24 protein-coding genes and 2 pseudogenes are annotated in these 21858 nt (G+C 68.1%); 13 read left to right on the top strand and 13 right to left on the bottom strand.

Annotation, left to right across the window (positions count from 1 at the left end; genetic code table 11):
- Window positions 1-4: 4 nt before the first annotated feature.
- Complete coding sequence (locus ABCR83_RS21360; RefSeq protein WP_462696709.1) at window positions 5-760, bottom strand: thioesterase II family protein; 756 nt, start codon at window positions 758-760, stop codon at window positions 5-7.
- Between the two features lie 167 nt (window positions 761-927).
- Entirely contained in the window at window positions 928-2571 is a 1644-nt protein-coding gene (locus ABCR83_RS21355; protein WP_462696746.1) for a GMC oxidoreductase, read from the bottom strand.
- 296 nt (window positions 2572-2867) lie between these two features.
- Between ABCR83_RS21355 and ABCR83_RS21350 the strand changes: the two genes are divergently transcribed.
- The 4 genes from ABCR83_RS21350 (at window position 2868) to ABCR83_RS21335 (ending at window position 4751) form a co-directional block, all read left to right on the top strand.
- The gene (locus ABCR83_RS21350; RefSeq protein WP_462696708.1) at window positions 2868-3140 is read left to right on the top strand and encodes a hypothetical protein; all 273 of its coding nucleotides are present in this window, start codon (window positions 2868-2870) and stop codon (window positions 3138-3140) included.
- A gap of 192 nt (window positions 3141-3332) precedes the next feature.
- Window positions 3333-3737 carry a hypothetical protein gene (locus ABCR83_RS21345; RefSeq protein WP_462696707.1) on the top strand — a complete coding sequence of 135 codons (405 nt, stop codon included), beginning with the start codon at window positions 3333-3335 and terminating at the stop codon, window positions 3735-3737.
- 147 nt (window positions 3738-3884) lie between these two features.
- On the top strand, window positions 3885-4145 hold the full coding sequence (locus tag ABCR83_RS21340; protein WP_462696706.1) for a Prokaryotic metallothionein: 261 nt from the start codon (window positions 3885-3887) through the stop codon (window positions 4143-4145).
- A gap of 204 nt (window positions 4146-4349) precedes the next feature.
- On the top strand, window positions 4350-4751 hold the full coding sequence (locus ABCR83_RS21335; protein ID WP_462696705.1) for a nuclear transport factor 2 family protein: 402 nt from the start codon (window positions 4350-4352) through the stop codon (window positions 4749-4751).
- Between the two features lie 130 nt (window positions 4752-4881).
- Here ABCR83_RS21335 and ABCR83_RS21330 read toward each other — a convergent pair whose 3' ends face one another.
- The 3 genes from ABCR83_RS21330 to ABCR83_RS21320 form a co-directional block, all read right to left on the bottom strand.
- Window positions 4882-5196, bottom strand: coding sequence for a hypothetical protein (locus tag ABCR83_RS21330; protein ID WP_462696704.1), 315 nt, complete (start codon window positions 5194-5196; stop codon window positions 4882-4884).
- Between the two features lie 219 nt (window positions 5197-5415).
- Complete coding sequence (locus ABCR83_RS21325) at window positions 5416-6015, bottom strand: cysteine hydrolase family protein (RefSeq protein WP_462696703.1); 600 nt, start codon at window positions 6013-6015, stop codon at window positions 5416-5418.
- 56 nt (window positions 6016-6071) lie between these two features.
- Window positions 6072-7316, bottom strand: coding sequence for an MFS transporter (locus ABCR83_RS21320; protein ID WP_462696702.1), 1245 nt, complete (start codon window positions 7314-7316; stop codon window positions 6072-6074).
- 134 nt (window positions 7317-7450) lie between these two features.
- Here ABCR83_RS21320 and ABCR83_RS21315 point away from each other — a divergent pair, with 134 nt between their 5' ends.
- Window positions 7451-8386: a LysR family transcriptional regulator gene (locus ABCR83_RS21315; protein ID WP_462696701.1), complete on the top strand. Its 936-nt coding sequence runs from the start codon at window positions 7451-7453 to the stop codon at window positions 8384-8386.
- Window positions 8387-8392: 6 nt separating this feature from the next.
- Here ABCR83_RS21315 and ABCR83_RS21310 read toward each other — a convergent pair.
- Window positions 8393-8642, bottom strand: a pseudogene (locus tag ABCR83_RS21310) (hypothetical protein); the annotation flags it as partial.
- An 83-nt stretch (window positions 8643-8725) separates the two neighbouring features.
- Between ABCR83_RS21310 and ABCR83_RS21305 the strand changes: the two are divergent.
- Window positions 8726-9172, top strand: a complete 447-nt coding sequence (locus tag ABCR83_RS21305) for a nitroreductase family deazaflavin-dependent oxidoreductase (RefSeq protein WP_462696700.1) — start codon at window positions 8726-8728, stop codon at window positions 9170-9172.
- A 507-nt stretch (window positions 9173-9679) separates the two neighbouring features.
- Here the strand turns inward: ABCR83_RS21305 and ABCR83_RS21300 are convergent.
- The 4 genes from ABCR83_RS21300 to ABCR83_RS21285 form a co-directional block, all read right to left on the bottom strand.
- Window positions 9680-10450 carry a hypothetical protein gene (locus ABCR83_RS21300; protein ID WP_462696745.1) on the bottom strand — a complete coding sequence of 257 codons (771 nt, stop codon included), beginning with the start codon at window positions 10448-10450 and terminating at the stop codon, window positions 9680-9682.
- A complete protein-coding gene (locus tag ABCR83_RS21295) occupies window positions 10434-11663 on the bottom strand; it encodes a hypothetical protein (protein WP_462696699.1) in 1230 nt (409 codons plus the stop codon). Before ABCR83_RS21295 ends, ABCR83_RS21300 begins: the two co-directional genes overlap by 17 nt.
- Before the next feature lie 226 nt (window positions 11664-11889).
- Window positions 11890-12741, bottom strand: a complete 852-nt coding sequence (locus ABCR83_RS21290; protein WP_462696698.1) for a class I SAM-dependent methyltransferase — start codon at window positions 12739-12741, stop codon at window positions 11890-11892.
- Window positions 12742-13043: 302 nt separating this feature from the next.
- On the bottom strand, window positions 13044-13661 hold the full coding sequence (locus ABCR83_RS21285; RefSeq protein ID WP_462696697.1) for a TetR/AcrR family transcriptional regulator: 618 nt from the start codon (window positions 13659-13661) through the stop codon (window positions 13044-13046).
- A gap of 69 nt (window positions 13662-13730) precedes the next feature.
- On the opposite strand from ABCR83_RS21285, the gene ABCR83_RS21280 reads away from it, so the two are divergent.
- On the top strand, window positions 13731-14207 hold the full coding sequence (locus tag ABCR83_RS21280; RefSeq protein WP_462696696.1) for a DUF1453 domain-containing protein: 477 nt from the start codon (window positions 13731-13733) through the stop codon (window positions 14205-14207).
- A gap of 26 nt (window positions 14208-14233) precedes the next feature.
- Here ABCR83_RS21280 and ABCR83_RS21275 read toward each other — a convergent pair.
- Both ABCR83_RS21275 and ABCR83_RS21270 read right to left on the bottom strand, forming a co-directional pair.
- Window positions 14234-14326: pseudogene (locus tag ABCR83_RS21275) on the bottom strand (IS5/IS1182 family transposase); the annotation flags it as partial.
- Window positions 14327-14420: 94 nt separating this feature from the next.
- A complete protein-coding gene (locus ABCR83_RS21270; RefSeq protein ID WP_462696695.1) occupies window positions 14421-15644 on the bottom strand; it encodes an acyl-CoA dehydrogenase family protein in 1224 nt (407 codons plus the stop codon).
- 154 nt (window positions 15645-15798) lie between these two features.
- Here ABCR83_RS21270 and ABCR83_RS21265 point away from each other — a divergent pair, with 154 nt between their 5' ends.
- The gene (locus tag ABCR83_RS21265) at window positions 15799-16443 is read left to right on the top strand and encodes a TetR family transcriptional regulator (protein WP_462696694.1); all 645 of its coding nucleotides are present in this window, start codon (window positions 15799-15801) and stop codon (window positions 16441-16443) included.
- A gap of 170 nt (window positions 16444-16613) precedes the next feature.
- On the opposite strand, the gene def is transcribed toward ABCR83_RS21265, so the two are convergent.
- Complete coding sequence (gene def, locus ABCR83_RS21260) at window positions 16614-17168, bottom strand: peptide deformylase (RefSeq protein WP_462696693.1); 555 nt, start codon at window positions 17166-17168, stop codon at window positions 16614-16616.
- A 166-nt stretch (window positions 17169-17334) separates the two neighbouring features.
- On the opposite strand from def, the gene ABCR83_RS21255 reads away from it, so the two are divergent.
- The 5 genes from ABCR83_RS21255 (at window position 17335) to ABCR83_RS21235 (ending at window position 21777) form a co-directional block, all read left to right on the top strand.
- The gene (locus tag ABCR83_RS21255; RefSeq protein WP_462696692.1) at window positions 17335-18573 is read left to right on the top strand and encodes a DUF1727 domain-containing protein; all 1239 of its coding nucleotides are present in this window, start codon (window positions 17335-17337) and stop codon (window positions 18571-18573) included.
- A 20-nt stretch (window positions 18574-18593) separates the two neighbouring features.
- Complete coding sequence (locus ABCR83_RS21250) at window positions 18594-19322, top strand: type 1 glutamine amidotransferase (protein WP_462696691.1); 729 nt, start codon at window positions 18594-18596, stop codon at window positions 19320-19322.
- 103 nt (window positions 19323-19425) lie between these two features.
- Window positions 19426-20451, top strand: a complete 1026-nt coding sequence (locus ABCR83_RS21245; RefSeq protein ID WP_462696690.1) for a 6-phosphofructokinase — start codon at window positions 19426-19428, stop codon at window positions 20449-20451.
- 83 nt (window positions 20452-20534) lie between these two features.
- Window positions 20535-21494, top strand: coding sequence for a cytochrome c oxidase assembly protein (locus tag ABCR83_RS21240; RefSeq protein WP_462696689.1), 960 nt, complete (start codon window positions 20535-20537; stop codon window positions 21492-21494).
- A gap of 124 nt (window positions 21495-21618) precedes the next feature.
- Window positions 21619-21777: a hypothetical protein gene (locus tag ABCR83_RS21235; protein WP_462696688.1), complete on the top strand. Its 159-nt coding sequence runs from the start codon at window positions 21619-21621 to the stop codon at window positions 21775-21777.
- Window positions 21778-21858: the final 81 nt, after the last annotated feature.

Below are 21858 nucleotides of genomic sequence, written 5' to 3'. Positions count from 1 at the left end.
GCGGCTACGCGCCCCGCAGCCGCTCCGCGACCTCCGCGTTGATCTCCTGCTGGTGCTGGGCCAGGAAGAAATGCCCGCCGGGGAAGACTCGCAGATCGAAGGGGCCGGTCGTATGGCCGGCCCAGGCCTGGGCCTCGTCGAGGGTGACCCGGGGATCCGCATCGCCGGTCAGCCCGATGACCGGACAGTGCAATGGCTCACCCGGCTCGTACGCATAGGTCTCGATCGCCCGGTAGTCGGAGCGGACGGCCGGGAGGATCATGCTCAAGATCTCCTCGTCGCCCAGGAGTTGGGATTCGGTGCCGCTCAACGCCCGCATCTCGGCGATGATCCCGTTGTCGTCCCGGGTGTGTACGGTCTCCGCACGGCGCCGGGACGGAGCCCGGCGCCCGGAGACGAACAGCGCCGTCGCGACGACCCCCTTCGCCCGCTCGAACCGCCGGGCTACCTCAAAGGACAGCACCGCCCCCATGCTGTGCCCGAAGAAGGCCAGCGGCCGGTCCGCCCACGGGAGCAGGGCGTTGAACACCCGGTCGGCGAACTCCGGAATGTTGTCGATGAGGGGTTCGCTCCGGCGGTCCTGACGGCCGGGGTACTGGACGCACAGGACGTCGACGAAGGACGGCATCGCCTTCGACACCGGGAAGAAGAAACTCGCCGAGCCACCCGCGTGCGGCAGGCACACCAGTCGGACCTTGCCGTCCGGGCGTGGATGGAATCTGCGAATCCACAGGCTGTTGGTGTCGGTGTTGTCGCTCACGGGACTGTCGGTTCCTTCCGGACGCGTCGACGGCTGCCAAAGAACGTCAAAGAACGCCAAAGAACGAGGCGAGGTCAGGCGTGCCCCGCGGGGGCGCGTCCCACACCTCGTGCGACCCATGTCACTCGACGCCCGCCGGTCAAGGACTGCCGGTCAAGGACTGCCGGTCAACGACCGCCGGGGGCGATGTCCTGGGCGATCACCCGCTCGATGTTCCGCTCGGCCAGCGCCGTGATGGTGACAAATGGATTGACGCCGATGGAACCGGGAATCAGCGCGCCGTCGTTGACATAGAGGTTGCGGTGACCGCGGACGCGGCCGTAGTCGTCGGTGGCCTTGCCCAGCACACAGCCGCCGAGCGGGTGGTAGCAGAAGTCGTCGGCGAAGGCCTTGGGCCTGCTGCCGAACAGGTCATAGCGGTACAGGGTGAGATTGGCCTTGTTGATCCGGCCGAAGAGCGACTTCGCGGCGTCGACCGCGGGCCGGTTCTGGTCGCGGGTCCAGCGCAACTCCGCCCGGTCCGTGGCCTTGTCGTAGACGAAGGTGCCGCGCTCCGGGTTCTTGGTGATCGCCAGATAGAGACTGACCCAGGTCTCGATGCCGGCCGGTACGGGCGCGATCTCCGCGAAGACCGGGGCGCTCGGGTTGTCCCAGTCGTCGATGCCGAGCACGGGGATCGACGACTGGTGGGCGCCGGTGGGGTCCCAGATGTGGTTGGCCCGGGCGGTCATCACATTGCCGTTCGGGCCCCAGCCCGCACCGATCTCGGGGCCGAGGCCGGGAAGCGCACCGGTCTCCCGGGCCCGCAGCAGGAGTTCCGTCGAGCCGAGGCTGCCGGCCCCCAGGAAGAGGTGGCGACAGGAGATCTCCTTGCGGCCGAGTCGCCTGCCGAAGGGGTCCGTCCGCTCCACCGTCAGCAGATAACTCCCGTCCCTTCGGCGGCCGATGGCCCTGACCTGGTGCAGGGTCTCGATGGTGACCCTGCCGGTGCCCAGGGCGGCGGCCAGATAGGTCTTGTCCAGGCTCAGCTTGCCGTGGTTGTTGCCATAGATGACCTCGCAGGCCAGCGCTGACCTGGGCACCTCGCCGGCCGCCTCGCGCCGCATATAACCGAAGTCGTAGACGTTCGGCACGAACACGGTGCCCGCGCCCGCCCTGGCCGCCTGCTCGCGCGAGACACGGGCGTACCGGTACCACTCGGTTTCCTCGAACCAGTCCCCGGCGATGTGGTTCACCCCGAGCATGGCGTTCGCCCGCGGGAAGTACCGGCCGTACATCTCCGCGGAGTCGACCCGGGGGAGCACCTCCTCGAAGTACGAGCGTCTGGGCACCACGGCCATGCCCCCGTTGACCAGCGAACCACCGCCGACGCCCCGTCCCACATACACGGACATCTGGTCGTAGTTCACCCGGTCCAGCACCCCCGCGTAGCGTTCGATGTTCCGGTTGACCACGTCGAGCCAGAGGAAGCTGGCCAGCGGGGCCTGTGTCCGGGACCTGAACCAGCTGGAGCGCCGGTCGGGGTTGAGCATCCCGCAGAAGACCCGCCCGTCCGGCCCCGGCCGGTCCCACAGCTGCCCCATCTCGAGCATCAGCGTCTCCACGCCCGCCTCGGCGAGGCGCAGCGCGCTGACGGCCCCGCCGTATCCGGTGCCGATCACCACCGCCGGGACGAACGAGCCGCTGTGTGTTCCGGCCGCCGCCGAGGCCCGCGGGGCGAGCCGGATCGTGGTCGCCCCGGCGAGCGCGGCCGCTCCCAGGGCAGCGGTGCCGAGCAGGCGGCGACGTGACAGATGCTGATGTGCCGTCATGAAGTTCCCGACCTCTCCGGAGTCCTCCGAGCCGATGGGGGTCCTGGAGGTCATGGAAGCAGAAGCCGCATGTGCCGTGGAACTCGTCGACGTACACCACCAGTTGCTCTTCGGTGCGGACCCAGTGCACACGCGTGGTGCGGCAGTCCCGTGCACACTTCGCAAGATCCACCATCGAAAACAAGCCGTTAAGAACTCGGTAAAGCACACACCTTGCAGACCTGCCACTCCCGACTAAGCTGACACCGCTCGTTTCTCTGCTCACCTCCAGTCACAATCCAATCAGGAGGGCACTCATGCGACAGACCACGAAATCTGCGTTACGGACAACTCGTTCACGCATCGCCGCCGCGATATCGACCGGCGGTATCGCACTGGCCGCAGTGACTCTCGCGGCTCCGCCCGCATCCGCCTCGAGCTGGGTTTATTACAAGTCCTATGACACCGCGAAGGCGTGTGATACGGCAGGCCGGAACATCATGGCGAACTTCCCGTCCTGGGAGGATTACGACTGCCGGCCGGAAAAAGGCCGCAGCAGTTTCGCCTTGTACGGACTTGTGAATCGCTAAACGCGATTTCACAGATCACAGAACCCGGGCCACGCTGGTCGCACCAGCGTGGCCCGGGCGTCACCCCACCCGGCGGGACGCCGTCGCCCGGCGATGCACGGCAGCGCAGCGGCACGTGTGGTCAAGCCCCACCCTGGGCAGAATTCCACCGATCACGCAAAAAGCATGACTTGTGGCATTCCGGGGGGACTCATGTCGGACGAGCAGGCACACCAGACTCCGTCGGGGGGCGACCCGGTCCGCGGCGGCAGCCCGGATTCCGCCGTGGACCGTGTCGCGGACTTCTACGGGGCGTATATCGACGCGGTATCGGGCGATTCCGGCTCCCTGCCGGAGTCGCTTCGCGCCTACTACCTCACCCAGGACCTCCAACAACGCCTGGCCGTCTGGGAACAGACCCACCACGCCGACGGCGTGCTCCGCGCCCAGAACGTGCCCACCCACTGGGAGGTCGCCTATGACAACTCGGGCGCCGGGCACCTGTTCACCACGGTCACCCTCACCTGGGGCACCGGCAAGAGCGCCGGCCACACCCGGCTGGCCGTGCAGAGCGATCTGAGCACCAAGCTGATCTCGGACATCGAGGACGGGTCATAGCGGGGCGGCGCGAGCGCCCTACCGCACACAGCCGTGCGAATTCCCACTTTCGAGTGAGGGGCGCCCGGTGCACGGGCCGAGCAGGGCGGTTCCGTAAGGATCATGCGAGGCATAGCCCGAAGAACAGCCGATCCCCGGAGCGCTCCCATGGCGACCTGCAACACCTGCGGCAACGACTACTGGATGGCCTTTGAGGTCAAGACCGTCAGCGGCCAGATCTACACCTTCGACAGCTTTGAATGCGCAATCACCCGGCTCGCGCCCCAGTGCGAGCAGTGCGACGGCCGCATCATCGGCCACGGCGTCGAAGTCGAGGGACGCTTCTTCTGCTGCGCACACTGCGCCCGGGAGGGCGCCAAGGGACTGGGGCAGCAGATCCGCGACACGGTGGGCGCCCACCCGGGCTGAGCCCCCCCGCGCCGACGCGTCAGCGGGGGCCGTCAGCGACGGCCCCCCGCAGCGCGCCGAGGACGACGGTGCCGGCCGGGGCCGACGGCGGCCGTGGGCCGCATTACTTCCGAGGTAATCGACAGTGTCTCGGGCCACTGCGAATCTGTGGAATGTCCGGAGGGGGCGCGACCGGAAGTGCCGGTCGCCGCCCAGAATCCGGGATTGCCGCTGATCGTCGTGAGAGGAATGAAATTGAGATCGATTGACGAATTCGCAACGCGTTACGCTGCCGCCTGGAACGAGACGCATGCGGGGCGCCGCCGGAAGGCCGTCGGCGAGCTGTGGGCGGGCGATGGCCACTACGCGAACGTGGCCGCGGAGTACCGCGGGCACGACGCAGTCGCCCAAGCCATCGACGAGGCGTACAACGACTTCATTGCGAAGGGTTTCGTCTTCACCGTGCACAACCTTCAGGTCAACCACGAGGCTATGCGGATCACTTGGCACATGGTTCCGGCCGACGGCGGTGAAGTGGCCGCGGTGGGCACCGAGTTGATCATCCTGGACGATGACGGCCGTATCCGCACCAATCACCAGTTCATAGACATCGCCCCCGCCCAGTAGCGAGGCCTGGTGCATCCAATCGCGATGCGCCTGGGGCTGCTGGGTGATCGTCGTGATCTCCGTTGTGGTCTGACTCTCGATCCGGGCGCGGCCCCGTCTCATCACGGACCCAGAACTCCGGAGGGCCGCGTCACGGGTTGAAGAGGACGCTGGCGAACTTCAGGCCCTGGCCACCGTGCCTGCCCGGCTCCACGCGTGCCGCGGCGCCCTTGCATTTCTTGTTCGAGTACACGGCGAGCGGCCTTTTCGTGAGGTTGTGCGGTTCCCTGGCTTCCTGTCCCATGTCGAGGCACTTGTGGTCCGGGGGGTTCTGGACCGAGTAGACCTTTCCCTTGGGTCCCACCCAGGCGAACTGACCCTCTGCGGCCACCGCCGAGCTGGTGGCCAGTGAGACGGAGAGCACAAGCCCCCCAAAGACGGCGACTCCGGTGCGGAACAGGCGCATTACGGCTCCTTGAGGTCGGCGGGAGGATGAGCTGCCCCGAATACGGACAACGACACTCGCCGTCCAACGACACGCAGCCGATCGACACAACGTTGTATGCGGTGAGTCACGGGCGTTCCTAGCGCCAGGGATCGAGGGCGTGCTTGCCGCGGGTCTGACCGGCTTCGAGTTGCTGCAGCACCGCCGGCCCCTCGGCCAGGGGTGGCTCGGCAGTTCGAGTCAGTCAGCCCGGAGCAGGGTGTGCAGCTCGGCGGTGTCGATGATGTGGGCCCGTGAGGGGAAGACTTGGTGGAGCAGGACGTTGTGGGCTTCGATGTCAGGGTCGGCGACGCCGTCGGACAGGACGTAGAGCTGATAGTCGCGGTCGGCCGCGTCGATGACGGTGGACAGGACGACACCGCTGGTACTGATGCCGGAGACGACCAGAGTGGTGATGCCGCGCTCGCGCAGTTGCCGGTCAAGGTCGGTGGTGGATATGCCGCCGTAGCGGATCTTGCGCACCATGATGTCGCCGTCCTGGGGAGCCAGGCGCTCATGGATGGCAGCGGCGGGGTCTTTGTGGTGCATGACGCGGTGTTGGGCCAGCGGGGCGAAGGATTTGTTGGTGGCCGGGATCGCGTCCCAGTCGGCCTCGGTGAAGCCGACGCGGACGTAGGCGATGGTGCCGCCGTTGGCGCGAACGTCGGCGATGGCCCCTTCCATCCGGCCGAGCAGGGCTTCGCAGTCCCCGCCTTCGGGCAGCAGGGCCAGGATCGCGGGCTGGTAATCCATGACGAGAAGAGCGGTGTGCGCGGGGTCAAGTGCGAGGGCAGGGCTCATGCGAGTGCTCTCCTTGCTTGATGGTGCCTGGTCGGCACGTGGCGAGTTGTGGTGTGTCATGTGTGGCTACGAGTCAGTTCCGGCTTGTGCTGTGGCCTGTGGTGGTGTCGAGGGAGTAGCAGCGGGGTCGCCAGCACGAACACGCCGGCCAGGCCGATAGCCGTACGCGGGCCGAGCAGGCTGCCCAGCACGCCCCATGCGGCCGTCAGGAGCGCGGTCGAGGACTTGGTCGTCACCGACCAGGCGGACAGCGTGCGGGCGACCCGATCGGTTACGGTGCGCTCGAGGCGGTAGGTGGCGTAGACGGGGTTGAAGACCCCGCAGCAGAAGATCAGCCCGAGCTCGACGCCCATCACCAACAGCAGCCCTCCGGTCCCCGGGCCCAGGAAGGCCAGCCCGACGGGCCAGAGCGCCCGCAGCGTCCCGGCAGCGACCAGGACTTGGTGCTGCCCGTACCGGGTGACGAGTGGTCGGGCCAGCCGTGAACCGAGCAGCCCGCCGATCGCGGGCGCGGCGAAGGCGAGGCCGTACTGCCAGGATGCGAAGCCGAGTTGGCCGAGCATCAGTACGGCCAGCAGCGTGTCGGCGGCCATCAGCAGGCCGTTGAACAAGGCGGTGTTGAAGAACAGCGGACGCAGCGTCGCGTCGGCGAGGATGTACCGCCAGCCGTCGAGCAGGTCCCCGACCCGCGTGCGTGCGGCCTCCCGGCGCTCGGGCCGCGGCTCGGGCCCGCCCGTCGCGCGGATGCCCAGGGCCGAGAGCAGGTAGCTGACCGCGTCGGCCACCACCGTCGCCACCGGACCGAGGAACCCGATCGCCGCGCCGCCCAGCGGTGGTCCGATGATCGTGGTCGTCCAAGTCGTGGACTCGAACCGGGCGTTGGCGACGAGCAGGTCCTCGGCCGGCAGCAGCGTCTTCAGGTACGCGCCGGAGGCGGCGCGGAAGGTGATGTCGGCCGCCGCGACGACGACCGAGACCAGCAGGAGCTGAAGGAGGGTGAGCACGCCGAGCGCGAACGCGGTGGGGATCGTCAGCAGCGCAGCGAACCGCACCAGGTCCATCGCGATCAGCACCGGCCGCTTCCGGCGGAACTCCACCCACGGGCCGAGCGGCACCGCCACGGCCGCGCCCACCGCAGTCCCCACGGAGGACAGCGCGGCGACCTCGGCCGGTCCGGCATGCAGCACCTGGATGGCGATCAGCGGGAACGCGCCGAAGGCGAGCCACGTGCCGAGCGCGCTGGTCCCGTACGCCCCCCAGAGCCATCCAAACCGCCGCCCCAACCGATGCCCGCTTCTCATACCCGACGCCCCTCGCCACTCACTCGCACAACCGATTCGCGATCGGAAGCATCAAAGCGGGCTCCATACCCGGGGATCAAACAACCGCGGAGCCACCCGGCCACAACCAAAGGTTGTGCCTATAGGGTTTCCGCATGGACCTCGACACCGTTCGGACCTTCGCTGCCGCCGCCGACGCGGGGCAGTTCCAGGAGGCCGCCGCCGAGCTGGCGGTCACCCAGCAAGCCGTCTCCAAGCGCATCGCCGCACTGGAGCGCAACCTCGGTGTGCGGCTGTTCACCCGCACCCCGCGCGGCGCCGAACTCACCATCGACGGGCAGGCGTTCCTGCCCCACGCGCGCGAACTGCTGCGCGTCGCCGAGCGCGCGGTCGCGTCCGTGCGCCCCGGCCGCCGTCCGCTGCGCGTCGACGTGATCGCCTCGCGCAGCGCGCAGTCGGGCCTGATGCGTGGCTTCCATCGCGCACACCCCGACATCGAGCTCGACGTGGTGATGCTGTTCGACATCGAGACGGCCGTCGCCGCCATCCGGTCCGGTGCGATCGACGCATCCTTCCGCGCCGTCGCCGCGCCCGGCAGGCCCCTTCCCGAGGACATCGAGTCCGTCCGGGTGCTCGACGAGCCGCTCCAGCTTCTCACCGGCCCCGCCCACGCACTGGCGGGCGCCCGGTCGGTGCCCCTCGCTCAGCTCGCCGGGCACCGGATCTGGATGCCCGGCGTCGTCCCCGGTACCGAGTGGGCCGCCTACTACGACGACCTCGTCGCCGAGTTCGGCCTCACCATCGAGGCGACCGGCCCCAACTTCGGCTCCGACGCCCTCCTCGACACCGTCGCCGACACCCCGGCCCTGGCCACCTTCATGGGCGAGCAGACCCGCCTCATCTGGCCCGCCGGCCACGGCCTGCGCCGCATCCCGGTGACCGACCCGACGCCCGTCTACCCGCACTCGCTGCTGTGGCACCGCGACAACCCCCACCCGGCGCTGGCCACCCTCCGCGCCCACCTCGCCACCACAGCGGCCGACCACAACGCCACCGGGACCTGGGCGCCGGACTGGGTGATTCCGCGCTGACCTGCGCAAACTGGTGGACACCCGGACCTTGCCCGGGTCGTGCACCGCCCGCGGCTTGCGCCAGGGCGCAAGGCCGCCGATATCGCGTCGTCCAGGCCGGACTTGCGGACCGTCTCGACCAGCAGCACCGCCCCGGCCTGTGAGACCACCGAACGGCCACCGCTCCCGACACGAACCGCGGGTAGCACCCGATATGCTTCTGCACCTGGGAGGTGCTTCCGACCGGAGTGGGAACAAGGGCCTTGACAATCCTCATTCTTGCTGGTCATGGGCACTTTGCGTGTTACCTGACCACCTGTCGGACACCACACTTCATGACGTGACGATGGGGTGAATGCGATGCCTCTTGAGGGCGAGTACGAGCCGAGTCCGGCACAGTGGGTGCGCGATCAGGTCGAGCTGTACGAGAGTTCGGGCGGCACACAGGGATCGACGCTCCGGGACACGGGCCTGCCCATCGTCATCCTCACGACGCGCGGCGCGAAGAGCGGCAAGATCCGCAAGATCCCGTTGATGCGCGTGGAGCACGAGGGGCGGTACGCGGCCGTGGCCTCGAAGGGCGGCTTCCCACGTCACCCGGTCTGGTACTTCAACCTCAAGTCCGACCCGCACGTGGAGCTCCAGGACGGGCCCGTACGCCGGGACATGACGGCCCGTGAGATCACCGGGGAAGAGAAAGCCGAGTGGTGGGAGCGCGCGGTCGCCGCGTATCCGCCGTACGCCGAATATCAGGAGAAGACCGACCGTGTGATCCCCGTCTTCGTGCTGGAGCCCGCGCGCGGGTAGGACCCGACGCTTCGGCACCTGGGAAGTGCCTCCGGCCGGTACGCAAACAAGGACTCGACATTCCTCTTTCTCGCCGGTCAAAGGCACTTTCTGCTTGCCTGACCACCAGTCGGACAACATACTCCGTGAAAGCACGAGGTTAAGCCCAAGCCGCTGTCAGTGCCCGCTCGTAACCTGATCCCATGCCATCCGACCACGACTTCGACGACCTGCCTTCCAGAGCCATCAACGCGGCCATCCGCGCGCTCCTCGATGCGAGCCAGGGACGGGCGCTTACCGATCGTGAGCGTCGGAGGTACGAACAACTCCGGACGGCATGGCTGGCCGCGAGCAGACGAACCCGACGCATCACCACGGCCTTGTCCTTGCCACAGGGCGTTGCCCAGCAGGTCGCCAACGACGAACCTGCCCGACCGAGTTCACCAGATACCAATGCGTCCCCGCCAAACCGAGATGGCGGGGACACGGCAGACAGTGTTCTCGAGGGTTATTCAAAAGCCCTAAAGGTCAGACGGGCGGCATCAGATCGCTCTCACTGATGGTGTACGTCAGCAGGGGGTAGATGAAGTCCGTTTCATTGTTCTCACGGCGCCGTAGTTGGTAAAACTCGCGCCTCTGCTCGTCGTCGGCCGACGTGAGGCGCGCACCCTGCGGGAGGTAAACATGTCCGTCGCGAAACCGAACGAAGGTTTTTGACGTTCGAAACGTTACGCCCAACCACTGGTTGTCCGCCGCCTGGACGGGCGTGTCCAATACGATCTTGTGCCTGAGTTGCCGATTCGAGTCGACAGAAAAAGCGACGATGCTGTTGTGGGCGAGAGGGATCTCGAACTTCTCGCCACCGGACCCCTTTGATTCGAAGATCAGCTTCCTCGGCGGGCTCGCTTCGGGGTGTTGGTAGCAGGAGAAGACGGCGATAAACGACTCGTTGGCCAGATCGAGGGCTTGGTCGGAATGGCTGCCCATGGTTGTGTAAGCGTTCGTGTAGCTCTCGATGAGAGCGTTGTTGAAGCCGACCGAAAGCGCCGCACGTTCTTGAATCTGTTGCGCCAGCCGTTTGTGCACCGCCCGGAAACGCTGCGTCGGGCTGTTGTATCGAGTGGTAGTACGTACGAGAGGTACACCACCCGCCTCGTCGATCTTGGTAAGCACGGCGCCTCGTCGGTCTTTTCCTACGTCTTCCAAACGAGCCGACGCGGACAGCTCCGCAAAGAGATTCACCTCGGTTGGCAAAGCGCACGAGAGGATCTCATCCGAGATCCTAGACTCGGGGGGCAACATAGTCTCCCGTGTTCATGCTGAAGAGAAATTCGTCGCCGTAATCAATGAGGGACGAGGTCCTGTTCTCCTCGGCGTACAGCCTGCGCAGCTCGTTCATGCCGGCCGGTGTGGGTGGCTCCAGCTTCACCAAATCTCCGGCCACTTTGAGGAACGTGTGACCGTTCTTGTGAACGGCTTCGGTGCTCGAACAGCGCACCACGTATCCCAGGCGGGTCGGGAGCAACTCGGCGTCCAACGTTGAGGGTCGGATTTCGTGCGTATACAGGCGGTTGGTGGACAGCGGCATGAAGAACACGGAGCCGGGATAGAGAGTCAGCGTGAACTGCGGGGGGAGCGCGACCCCGTCGCGTTTTTCGGTCGGCTTCTTGAGGCGAAAGTGGAGTTTGGTCAGCCCGCTGGCACCCTTCACACCGTAGTCGAAGGCGTCTTCGGCCAGGGGCTGCAGCTTGTCGAGCCGGTCATAGAAGGTGCAGAAGGCCATGATGCCGTTGACGGGCATGTCCTTGGTCTTGTCGGCATGGGCCGAGATCTTGGCCTTGGACTGCTTGCGCTCGGCCGTGGCAAGGGTGTTGTGGTAGATCTGGGCGAGGACGTGATTCAGCGGTGCCTGGTTCCGGAAGACGGCGGCGGCCTCGCGGTTCAGAGCCTCGACGATGCGCGTGTCGGTCGGACGAAAGCTCTCGGTCGGCCCCGAAAGATTCGTGGAGCACCGGAGCAGGCGGAAATGTAGTTCGTCACCGTTCCGCGTGACGGGCGTCAGATAGATTCCGCTGCGATGGGCTGTTCCAGGCTTGGTGGACTCCGTCAGGGACTGGAACGCGTGCTCCGCACGGATCCGTCCGAAGTGATCGTCGCCGAGTCCGAAAAAGCGGCGGTAGTACACGCCGACGCCGTGTACGCGGATGGGAACTCGGCCGAGATCGACGAGAGTCCACGATTTGTCGGCATCCTCGTGGTAACCGTGTGATAGCTCCCGGATAACGAACACCCGGGCAGCCGCATGGAGTTGGCGACCGCTGATCCCGGATATATCGCCACACAGGTAGACGGTCTTCTGCGCGAGGTTGTGCGAGCCAGAAGCAAGGTCCTCTGGCGTGATTGTGGACCCGAAGAAGTCCCTGATCACGTCATTATCTTGCAACATCGAAGGCGCAACCAAGGTGTTGCTCGCATCCTCGATGCAGACTTCTGTTGGCTCTGTTGTGTGCATCAAACGGTACCTGCCATTCGCAGATCTTGGTGGATTGCCCAAAACCGTGGACATGGCAACGGCCCGCACTCTTTCATCTGCGTTGCGAAGCGCAAACGAAAGGAGTCGGACCGTTGAACCTTGATGCTCTCACGGGGCTCGACAGCGAGCAACGGGTTCTGCTGTGCGGGCGGTCTTCGGTGTCAGCCAGTCCACGGTCAGCCACCGCTGGGAACCGGGAGGCGCTCTACCGGCGGACCGCCGAGATCAGTCCGCCGGGCCGCTCCTCGCGCTGCGGAGGGGTACTGATCGGACGGCCGTAGGCGACAGCGCGCTCGCGCAGGGTGTGACTGTCGGCCTTCCAGCCGTGTCCGGCCAGCCAGCCCACCGGGTCGTCGGGCATCTCCGAGACCCACATGGATGCCGCCGATCCCGGCGCGGCGTCCGCGCCGAAGCGCTCGATCACGCCGCGCGAGCCCAATGTCAGCCCCATCCGACTGCCTGCCGCCGACTGCGTGCTGATCCGGGCCAGGAGTAGCTCCACCGCGTCCTCGGGCAGATAGATCAGTAGTCCTTCGGCGATCCACGCGGTCGGCACGGCCGGGTCGTGCCCTGCGGCGGCCAGCGCGCCTGGCCAGTCCTCACGCAGATCCACCGCGACGGTGATCCGCTCGCAGCGTGCGACGGCCCGCTCCTGGCGCAGCACCGAAGCCTTGAAGTCCAGTGGCGCGGCGGTGTCGACCTCGAACAGCCGGGTGCCCTCGGGCCAGTCGATCCGGAAGGCCCGGCTGTCCATACCGGCGCCGAGCAGCACGACCTGCCGGACCCCGGACGCGGAGGCCTGCTGCAACAGGTCGTCGAGGAACTTCGTCCTGATGACGATGGAGTACGACACGGCCAGTCGGCGGCGTCGCGCGGCCTCGTCATCGGGCAGCGGCGGCGAGGAGGGCCACAGGCCGCCGGCAGTGGCGAAGGCCTGTGCCAGCGGGTCGCGGAACAGTGCGTTCTCCCGCTCGGTCTCCAGCGCCCGCACCCTGGCCACCCCCACCGCCGTGGCCCACACTCCCGACGGCTGCACCCGCTCCTGCTCATCAGTCACCGCGCCAGCCTAAATGATCGATTCCAAGGGGCCTGTTGAGGGGAGCCAGGTTCATGCGCGGCCAACCAGCCATGCGCGCACTGACCGCCTACGACCACCAGGCCCTGTCCGATGGGTCAGACCGTCGTACGAGTGGCGACGGGCCGACCGGGGATTGGCCTTCATGCCAAGCGGCTCGGACGCATATGGTCGACGCCGAGCGTGCTGAGGTTGCGCTGCCCGTCCTCGGTGAGGGAGTGACCGGGTGTTCGGTGCGCCCTTGATGCCTGCGAAGCGTGCACGCCAATCGCGTTGGCCGGAGGTCAGTTGCCGGTCCTGAGGGCATCCAGGTGCCGTCGCAGTACCTGCCGGAGCAGCTTGGGTGGATAGCGGTCCGGCAGCAGCGTTGCCTGGAGATTGAGTCCGTCGAGGAGGGCGGCCAGTCGCGTACTTTCCAGTTCGACGTCCATGCCGCCTGGCAGCCCGCCGGCGCACCGGGCTTCGTGCAGCACACGCGATATCAGGGTGTGCAGGTCGGCTTGCATCTCGGCAGCGCAGGGCCGCAGTTCGGGGCGGGTGTGTGCTGCGGCGGTGAAGGCGAGCCAGAGTGCGGACTCCTGGCGGCGGGCCTCGTCCAAGGGGAGGAACTCGGCCAGGAGCTCTTCCGTTTCGGCCCGGCGGTCGGTGCGGCCGTCGGGAGCCAGGAGCCGCTCGGCGTGGGTGCGGACGCGGTCGCCGATGCGCCGGCTCAGCTCCCTCATCGTGAAGGTCATCAACTCATCGTGGTCGGCGAAGTAGTGGCGGACCGAGCCGATGGCGAGTCCGGCTTCATCGGCGACGTTGCGCAGCGACGCATGCTCCAGTCCATGCCGGGCAGCGACGGACAGGACGGCCTGCGCCACCGCCCTGCGGCGGGCCACGGGATCGACGATCTTCGGCATCTTGCCTTTATAGCACGACCGAGCTAATGTTTTTAGCACGTTCATGCTGCAAAGATAGGTGGTATCTGCGTGAATCCCTGGCTGCTCGCCGCGATCATCGCGGCGGTCGTGATCGTGGTCGTGATCAAACGGATGGCCGGTGAACCGGTCAATACGAAGGAACTCTTCATCACCCCGGCGATCCTGACCGGGATCGGCATCCTGTCCCTCGTCAAGAAGACGGACCTGACCGGGACCGACCTCACCTGGGTCATCATGGGCGCCGTCCTCGGTGTGACACTCGGCGCACTCCGCGGCGCCACCGTTCAACTCAGCGACAAGGGAGGCGTCCTGTGGCAGCGATACACCGGCCGCACCTTCCTCACCCTGATCGGCGCCCTGGCGGTCACGGCCGGCTTCAATGTCCTGGCGGTGAAGATGGGCATGCACGAGAACGCACGCCCCCTCCAGCTCTCCATCGGCGTGAGCTTCCTCGGCGAGTCCCTCATGGTCGGCTATCGCGGCATGGCTTCGGGGATCCCCTTCGCCCCGGCTCGTACTCGCTGACTCTCGCCATACCCCGCGCCGTCCACGGGTACGCGGCGCGTCGGTGTGGGCACCGCGGCGTGCTGATGGGCATGGCACGAGGTCGAGTCCACACCGACCATGCTCCAGTCGATCCGGCCTTCCGCAATGGCTGCTCCCCATGGTGGAGGCAGAGCCCCGCGGGCTGTGGTCCGCTTGCGGACCGCTCCACGCGCGTCTTCCTGCACAGCCGCCCTACCGGATCGGCATTCCCGACAACGCGCGGGCGATCACCAGCCGTTGGATCTCGCTGGTCCCTTCGAAGATGGTGTAGATGGCCGCATCGCGGTGCATCCGCTCCACCGGATATTCGCGCGTATAGCCGTTGCCACCGAGGATCTGCATGGCCTGGGCGGTGACGGCCTTCGCGGTCTCGCCCGCGAAGAGCTTGGACATGGAGCCCTCCGCCGCGGTGAAGGGCTGGCCCGCGGTGGCCATCCAGGAGGCGCGCCAGACCAGCAGCCGGGCCGCGTCGATGCGGGTGCGCATGTCGGCGAGTTGGAAGGCGACGCCCTGGTTGTCGATGATCGGACGGCCGAACTGGACGCGGGTCCGGGCGTAGTCGAGGGCCACCTCGTACGCGGCGCGGGCGATGCCCACCGCCTGGGCGCCGACGGCGGGGCGGGAGGCCTCGAAGGTGGCCATCGCGGCGTTCTTGACGCTCCCTCCGCCCCGAGCGCCCTCCCGGGCACGGGCCAGCCGCTCGTCGAGCTTCTCCTTGCCGCCCAGCAGACAGTGACCGGGAACACGCACCTCGTCGAGGACGACCTCGGCGGTGTGGGAGGCGCGGATGCCGTGCTTCTTGAACTTCTGGCCCTGGGAGAGACCGGCCGTGCCCGGCGGGACGATGAACGAGGCATGGCCGCGGGCGCCGAGTCCGGGCTCGACCACGGCGACGATGACATGGACATTGGCGATGCCGCCATTTGTCGCCCAGGTCTTGGTGCCGGTCAGCGTCCATTCGTCCTTGGCCTCGTCGTAGACGGCACGGGTGCGCATCGCCGAGACGTCGGAGCCGGCGTCGGGCTCGGACGAGCAGAAGGCGGCCACCTTCACATCGTTGGCATCCCCGTACATCTGCGGGATCCAGGTGCCGACCTGTTCCTCGGTGCCGTTGGTGAGGACGCCGACCGCGGCCAGCCCGGTGCCGGCGATCGCCAGGCCCAGGCCCGCGTCGCCCCAGAACAGCTCCTCGAGGGTGAGCGGGACCCCCAGACCGGTCGGGTCGAAGAACTGCTGGGCGTAGAAGTCCAGCGAATACAGGCCGATCTTGGCGGCCTCCTGGACCACCGGCCAGGGAAACTCCTCGCGCTCGTCCCACTCCGCGGCCGCGGGGCGCATGACGTCGGCGGCAAACCCGTGGATCCAGTCACGAACGGCCTTCTGGTCGTCATTGAGCTCCAGCGCGAACTCCGTCATCGCCCCTCCAAGCCACCCTTACGTGCGGTAACGCGAGTCTGTTACCCGCCAGTAGCAACTGTCAACTCCCCCTCCCCCTCCGACTCCCGCACGTGGAGCGGGTGTTACGTTGCGCGAGCGCTAGACGAACACCAGGGGCGGGGAGGCACATCCGATGGAAACCAGCCAGCGGGAAGACCAGCGGCGGGCGACCGAGCGGCGCCGCAAGGAACTGCTGGAGGCGGCCGACCGGGTCGTACTCCGGGAGGGCCCCGGCGCGTCGATGAACGCCATCGCCGCCGAGGCGGGCATCACCAAGCCGATCCTCTACCGGCACTTCGGCGACAAGGGCGGCCTGTACCGGGCGCTGGCCGTACGGCACACCGATGCGCTGCTGGCCGGACTGCGCGCCGCGCTGGACGCCCCCGCCGAGCGGCGGTCCAGGGTCGAGGCGACCCTGGACACCTATCTGGCCGCCATCGAGGCACGGCCACAGGTGTACCGGTTTCTGATGCACCCGGCCGACGAGGGCCAGCTCGCGGAGCAGGGCTTCGACGTGGGGCGGCACTCCGCACCGCTGCTGCGCCGCCTCGGCGAGGAGCTGGCCCTGGTCATAGCGGAGCGGGTCGACCTCGGGCCGGACGGCGAAGAGGCGGCACGGGTCTGGGGGCACGGAGTCGTCGGCATGATGCACGCGGCGGGCGACTGGTGGCTGCGCGAGTGCCCGTGCCCCCGCGCACAGCTGGTGCGGCACCTCACGGACCTGCTGTGGGGACGGCTGGCCGCCGCGGGCGACCGGGCGGACGGGCCGGGGTTCTAGTGCCGCGTCAGCCAGGGTTCGCCCCGTCGCGACGCCCGGCACGCCCTCTCGCCGCACCGGCCGAAAGCCCAAGTACGTCCAGTACGCGGACTTCCGGCCGGCACGCCGAGAGCACGCACCGGACGCCGCTCCTTTTGGGGCAAACCCTGGCTGACGCGGCACTAGCGGTCTCAGGAACCTACGACGTGCTCCGCCCAAGGCGCGCGGCGTGCCGCTCGCAGCGCCCGGCGGCGGCGCAGCCCGGTCAGCCGGTCGACGTACAGGCCGCCGTCGAGGTGGTCGCACTCGTGCTGCAGGCAGCGGGCGAAGAACCCGGTGCCGCTGACCCGTACCGGGGTGCCGTCCACCGTGAACCCCTCGACCACGGCCTCGTCGAAGCGCTCGGTACCCGCTTCGACGCCGGGCAGGGACAGACAGCCCTCGGGGCCCCGGACAGTGACACCGCCGGTCTCCACCAAACGGGGGTTGACGAGATGGCCGAGGTGGCGGCGGTCCTCGTCGTCGGGACAGTCGTAGACGAACACCCTCAGCGGGACGCCGATCTGATTGGCGGCGAGTCCCACCCCCCGGGCCGCGTACATGGTGGCGAACATCGAATCGACGAGCCCGGCGAGGTCCGCGTCAAACGCGGTGACCTCCGCACAGGGTGCCCCGAGGACCCGGTCCCCGAGCAGCCGGACGGGGCGCACAAGTCCGGAACCGCCGGGAATCGAGCCTCTTCGCATGCCGACAACCCTACGTTCCGACGGTGGCAGGTTCGGGCCCACGGCCGGACCTCGATAGGCTGATCCCCGACCGATGCCTCCTGGCTGGCGATTCGGCGCGGAGGGGGCGTTCCAGCGTACGGACCAGGAACAGGCGCGGCGCCGGATGCAAGGAGGATCTAGGACGATGGCAGGCAACACTGGGCCGCTGTCGCCGCGAGCCAAGCTGGCCGTGACGGCCGGCCGGGCGGCCGCGGCGGTGTCGCGGGCTGCGGGACGCGGCAGCGGATCGGTGATCGGTGGCAAGGTCGCCCTCAAGCTCGACCCCGATCTGCTGGCCCGGCTGGCAACCCATCTCGATGTGGTCCTGGTCTCGGCCACCAACGGCAAGACGACCACGACCCGGCTGATCGCCGAGGCGCTGCGCGCCAGCGGACCGGTGGTCTCCAACGCGCTGGGCGCGAACATGCCCGCGGGCATCACCTCCGCCCTGGCGGGCGGCTCGGACGCGCGCTACGGCGTGATCGAGGTGGACGAGAAGTACCTGGCGATGGTGGCCCGGGACGTCTCGCCGAAGGCCATAGCGCTGCTGAACCTCTCGCGCGACCAGCTCGACCGGGCCGCGGAGACCCGCATGCTGGCCGAGAAGTGGCGCGAGGGACTGACCGGCACCAAGGCCGTGGTGATCGCCAACGCCGACGACCCGCTGATCGTGTGGGCCGCGTCCTCCTCGCCGAACGTGGTGTGGGTGGCGGCCGGCCAGGAGTGGAAGGACGACGCCTGGTCCTGCCCGTCGTGCGGTGGTGTGATGCAGCGCCCGGGCGACGACTGGTTCTGCGGGGAGTGCGGTTTCCGGCGGCCCACCCCGAGCTGGGCGCTGTCCGGCGACTACGTACTGGACCCGCACGGCTCCGCGTGGCCGATCCACCTTCAGCTGCCGGGCCGGGCCAACAAGGCCAACGCCACCACCTCCGCCGCCGTGGCCGCCACCTTCGGGGTGCCGCCGCAGGTGGCGCTGGAGCGGATGTACCAGGTCCAGGCGGTCGCCGGACGGTATGACGTGGTGACGTTCCTGGGCCGGGAGCTACGGCTGCTGCTGGCCAAGAACCCGGCCGGCTGGCTGGAGACCTTCTCGCTGATCGACGGTCCGCCCGCGCCGGTGCTGCTCTCGGTGAACGCCCGGGGCGCGGACGGCACCGACACCTCATGGCTGTGGGACGTGGACTACACCCGGCTCGCCGGCCACCCGATCTTCGTCATCGGTGACCGCAAGCTCGACCTCGCGGTGCGGCTGGAGGTCGCGGGCCTGGACTTCCGGGTCTGCGAGACCGTGGATGAGGCCGTGCAGAGCGCCCCGCCCGGGCGGATCGAGGTCATCGCCAACTACACCGCGTTCCAGGACCTCCGCCGCCACGTCGGCAACTGACCCGCACTGGGAGTGTGAGCATGAGCCAGAACAGTCTGCGTGTGGTGTGGGTCTACCCGGACCTGCTCAGCACCTATGGCGACCAGGGCAATGCCCTGGTCCTGGAGCGGCGGGCGCGTCAGCGCCGCCTGGATGTCCAGCGTCTGGATGTCCGTTCCGACCAGCAGATCCCGACCTCCGGGGACATCTATCTGATCGGCGGCGGCGAGGACCGCCCGCAGCGGCTGGCGGCCGAGCGGCTGCGCCGCGACGGTGGTCTCAACCGTGCCGTCGCCAATGGCGCGATCGTCTTCTCGGTCTGCGCCGGCTACCAGATCCTGGGCCATGAGTTCATCAACGACCTGGACCAGCGCGAGCAGGGCCTGGGCCTGCTGGACGTGGTGAGCACCCGGGGCGAGGGCGAGCGCTGCGTCGGTGATGTGCTGGCCGACATCGACGACCGGCTGGGCCTGCCGCCGCTGTCCGGCTTCGAGAACCACCAGGGTGTGACCCATGTCGGCCCACAGGCCCGCCCGTTGGCCCGGGTGCGGTTCGGCAACGGCAACGGCACCGGCGACGGCACCGAGGGCGCGTACAACGACACCGTCTTCGGCACCTACGCACACGGTCCGGTGATGGCGCGCAATCCGCATATCGCAGACCTGCTGATCAAGCTGGCGCTGGACGTCAACGCCCTGCCCCCGGTCGACGACCGGTGGTACGAGGCGCTGCGCAACGAGCGGATCGCGGCGGCGTCCCAGCCCGCATGACGGACGGTGACGGTCCCCGCCGCCCTCGCTTAGTAGGGTGGCGGGGATCCGGCCGGACGACGGGGTCCGGTTCCCCGCCCCTGTTGTGAAGGTTCTGCCTGTCATGCGCATCGGTGTTCTCACCTCCGGCGGCGACTGCCCCGGTCTCAACGCCGTCATCAGGTCCGTCGTGCACCGCGCGGTCGTCGACCACGGTGACGAGGTCATCGGCTTCCGGGACGGCTGGCGCGGTCTGCTGGAGGGCGACCACCGCCCGCTGGACCTGGAGGCGGTGGCCGGCATCCTGGCCGCCGGCGGCACGATCCTGGGCTCGTCCCGGGTACAGCCCGCCCAGCTGCGGGACGGTGTCGGGCGGGCCAAGGAGCATGTCGCCGAGCTGGGTCTGGACGCCGTCATTCCGATCGGCGGCGAGGGCACGCTCAAGGCGGCCCGGCTGCTGTCGGATGCGGGCCTGCCCATCGTGGGAGTGCCCAAGACCATCGACAACGACATCGCGTCCACCGATGTGACCTTCGGCTTCGACACGGCGGTGGGTGTCGCCACGGACGCCCTCGACCGGCTCAAGACGACGGCCGAATCACATCAACGGGTGCTGATCGTCGAGGTGATGGGCCGGCACACCGGCTGGATCGCCCTGCACTCGGGCATGGCCGCCGGAGCGCATGCCATCGTCGTACCGGAACGCCCCTTTGACATCGACGAGTTGACCGCGACCGTCGGCAAGCGCTTTGAGGCGGGCAAGCGCTTCGCGATCGTGGTGGTCGCGGAGGGCGCCAAGCCGCGCGAGGGTTCGATGATCTTCGAGACCGGTGGCACGGATGTGTACGGGCATGAGCGGTTCGCCGGAGTGGCCCGGCAGTTGGCGGTCGAGCTGGAGCGGCGCCTGGACAAGGAGGCGCGCCCGGTGATCCTCGGCCATGTGCAGCGGGGCGGCACACCCACGGCGTACGACAGGGTGCTGGCGACGCGCTTCGGCTGGCACGCGGTGGAGGCCGCGCACCGCGGCGCGTTCGGGATGATGACGGCACTGCGCGGGACGGACATCACGCTGGTCCCGCTGGCCGAGGCCGTGGAGCGGTTGAAGACGGTGCCGTGGGAGCGGTACGACGAGGCGGAGTGTGTGCTGTGAGTTGAGCGAGCCCCGCCGGAAGCTCCGGCCGGGGGCGCCTCTACTCTGGTCCCGGCGCATTGGTCCGAATTGGGAGAGAGTGGATGGATCACAGCGGGCACGGCATGCACGGCATGAACATGGATATGCCGCCGTTCACGCTGGGGCGGGGGCTGGAGTTCAGCGGCGACCCGTTCTTTGTGATCGGCTGCCTGCTGGGGCTGGCGCTGTACGGCTGGGGTGTGGTGCGGCTGTGGCGCCGCGGGGACAAGTGGCCGGTCGGCCGGGTGGTGTCGTTCGTCGTCGGTGTGGTGACGATCTGGCTGGTGATGTGCACCAAGCTGAACGACTACGGCATGGTCATGTTTAGCGTGCACATGGTGCAGCACATGGTGATCAGCATGCTCTCCCCGATCCTGCTGCTGCTGGGCGCGCCGGTGACGCTGACGCTGCGGGCCCTGCCGACGGCGGGGCACGGGCGCAAGGGGCCGCGCGAGTTGCTGGTCGCGCTGCTGCACAGCCGCTATATGCGGGTGATCACACACCCGGCGTTCACCATCCCGCTGTTCATCGCGAGCCTGTACGGCCTGTACTTCACTCCGATCTTCGACTTCCTGATGGAGAGCCGGGCGGGGCACATCACGATGATGGTGCACTTCCTCGCGGTGGGCCTGGTGTTCTTCTGGCCGATCATGGGCGTGGACCCGGGCCCGCACCGGCCGGGGTATGTGATGCGGATGCTGGAGCTGTTCGCCGGCATGCCGTTCCACGCCTTCTTCGGGATCGCGCTGATGATGGCCTCGGAGCCGATGATCGGCACCTATAAGCACCCCATGGCCTCGCTGGGCATCGATGCGCTGAACGATCAGCAGGCGGGCGGGGGCATCGCCTGGGCGTTCAGCGAGATCCCGTCGGTGGTGGTGCTGCTGGCACTGGCGTACCAGTGGTACCGCTCCGAGCAGCGGCAGGCGAGACGCAGCGACCGGGCGGCGGACCGGGACGGCGACAAGGAGCTGGCGTCCTACAACGCGTACCTGGCCTCGCTCCAGGCGCGCGGTCGGTGATGTTCTTCGCCCCTTGAGCGCTATGGCGGTACGGGCCGCGGCGGGGAGACGATGGTCTCCTGGCCGCGGTCCGCGCATATGTGCGTCCGATATGTGCGTAGGGACCGCCGTGAGGAGGTGCGGGATGCCCGGCTCGGCGAAGGCGATGGCATGGCTGACCGTGGGCGGTCTGGTGGCGGTGACCGCCTATACGGTGGCCCTGGGCAGCAATGGGTGGTTGTGGTTCGCATGGGTGGTGCTGGGGCTGGCGACCATAGGTGCCCTGGTGGCGCGTGACACCTGAGGCGGGTCTTATGGGTCGGTGCGGGCCCTAGATGACTGATGCCAAGGGGTTCAGTGGTCGTACGCGGTGAGGGAGCGCATG

This window comes from Streptomyces xingningensis (genome assembly GCF_054957865.1).
The sequence above is the reverse complement of the archived record's forward strand: the minus strand, read 5'-3'. Positions and strand labels throughout refer to the sequence as shown.

Coding starts and splice junctions, on each gene's coding strand:
- ABCR83_RS21355 (WP_462696746.1), bottom strand. CDS start 2,571: ATGACGGCACATCAGCATCTGTCACGTCGCCGCCTGCTCGGCACCGCT.
- ABCR83_RS21350 (WP_462696708.1), top strand. CDS start 2,868: ATGCGACAGACCACGAAATCTGCGTTACGGACAACTCGTTCACGCATC.
- ABCR83_RS21345 (WP_462696707.1), top strand. CDS start 3,333: ATGTCGGACGAGCAGGCACACCAGACTCCGTCGGGGGGCGACCCGGTC.
- ABCR83_RS21340 (WP_462696706.1), top strand. CDS start 3,885: ATGGCGACCTGCAACACCTGCGGCAACGACTACTGGATGGCCTTTGAG.
- ABCR83_RS21330 (WP_462696704.1), bottom strand. CDS start 5,196: ATGCGCCTGTTCCGCACCGGAGTCGCCGTCTTTGGGGGGCTTGTGCTC.
- ABCR83_RS21325 (WP_462696703.1), bottom strand. CDS start 6,015: ATGAGCCCTGCCCTCGCACTTGACCCCGCGCACACCGCTCTTCTCGTC.
- ABCR83_RS21320 (WP_462696702.1), bottom strand. CDS start 7,316: ATGAGAAGCGGGCATCGGTTGGGGCGGCGGTTTGGATGGCTCTGGGGG.
- ABCR83_RS21315 (WP_462696701.1), top strand. CDS start 7,451: ATGGACCTCGACACCGTTCGGACCTTCGCTGCCGCCGCCGACGCGGGG.
- ABCR83_RS21305 (WP_462696700.1), top strand. CDS start 8,726: ATGCCTCTTGAGGGCGAGTACGAGCCGAGTCCGGCACAGTGGGTGCGC.
- ABCR83_RS21295 (WP_462696699.1), bottom strand. CDS start 11,663: ATGCACACAACAGAGCCAACAGAAGTCTGCATCGAGGATGCGAGCAAC.
- ABCR83_RS21285 (WP_462696697.1), bottom strand. CDS start 13,661: ATGCCGAAGATCGTCGATCCCGTGGCCCGCCGCAGGGCGGTGGCGCAG.
- ABCR83_RS21270 (WP_462696695.1), bottom strand. CDS start 15,644: ATGACGGAGTTCGCGCTGGAGCTCAATGACGACCAGAAGGCCGTTCGT.
- ABCR83_RS21265 (WP_462696694.1), top strand. CDS start 15,799: ATGGAAACCAGCCAGCGGGAAGACCAGCGGCGGGCGACCGAGCGGCGC.
- def (WP_462696693.1), bottom strand. CDS start 17,168: ATGCGAAGAGGCTCGATTCCCGGCGGTTCCGGACTTGTGCGCCCCGTC.
- ABCR83_RS21255 (WP_462696692.1), top strand. CDS start 17,335: ATGGCAGGCAACACTGGGCCGCTGTCGCCGCGAGCCAAGCTGGCCGTG.
- ABCR83_RS21250 (WP_462696691.1), top strand. CDS start 18,594: ATGAGCCAGAACAGTCTGCGTGTGGTGTGGGTCTACCCGGACCTGCTC.
- ABCR83_RS21245 (WP_462696690.1), top strand. CDS start 19,426: ATGCGCATCGGTGTTCTCACCTCCGGCGGCGACTGCCCCGGTCTCAAC.
- ABCR83_RS21240 (WP_462696689.1), top strand. CDS start 20,535: ATGGATCACAGCGGGCACGGCATGCACGGCATGAACATGGATATGCCG.
- ABCR83_RS21235 (WP_462696688.1), top strand. CDS start 21,619: ATGCCCGGCTCGGCGAAGGCGATGGCATGGCTGACCGTGGGCGGTCTG.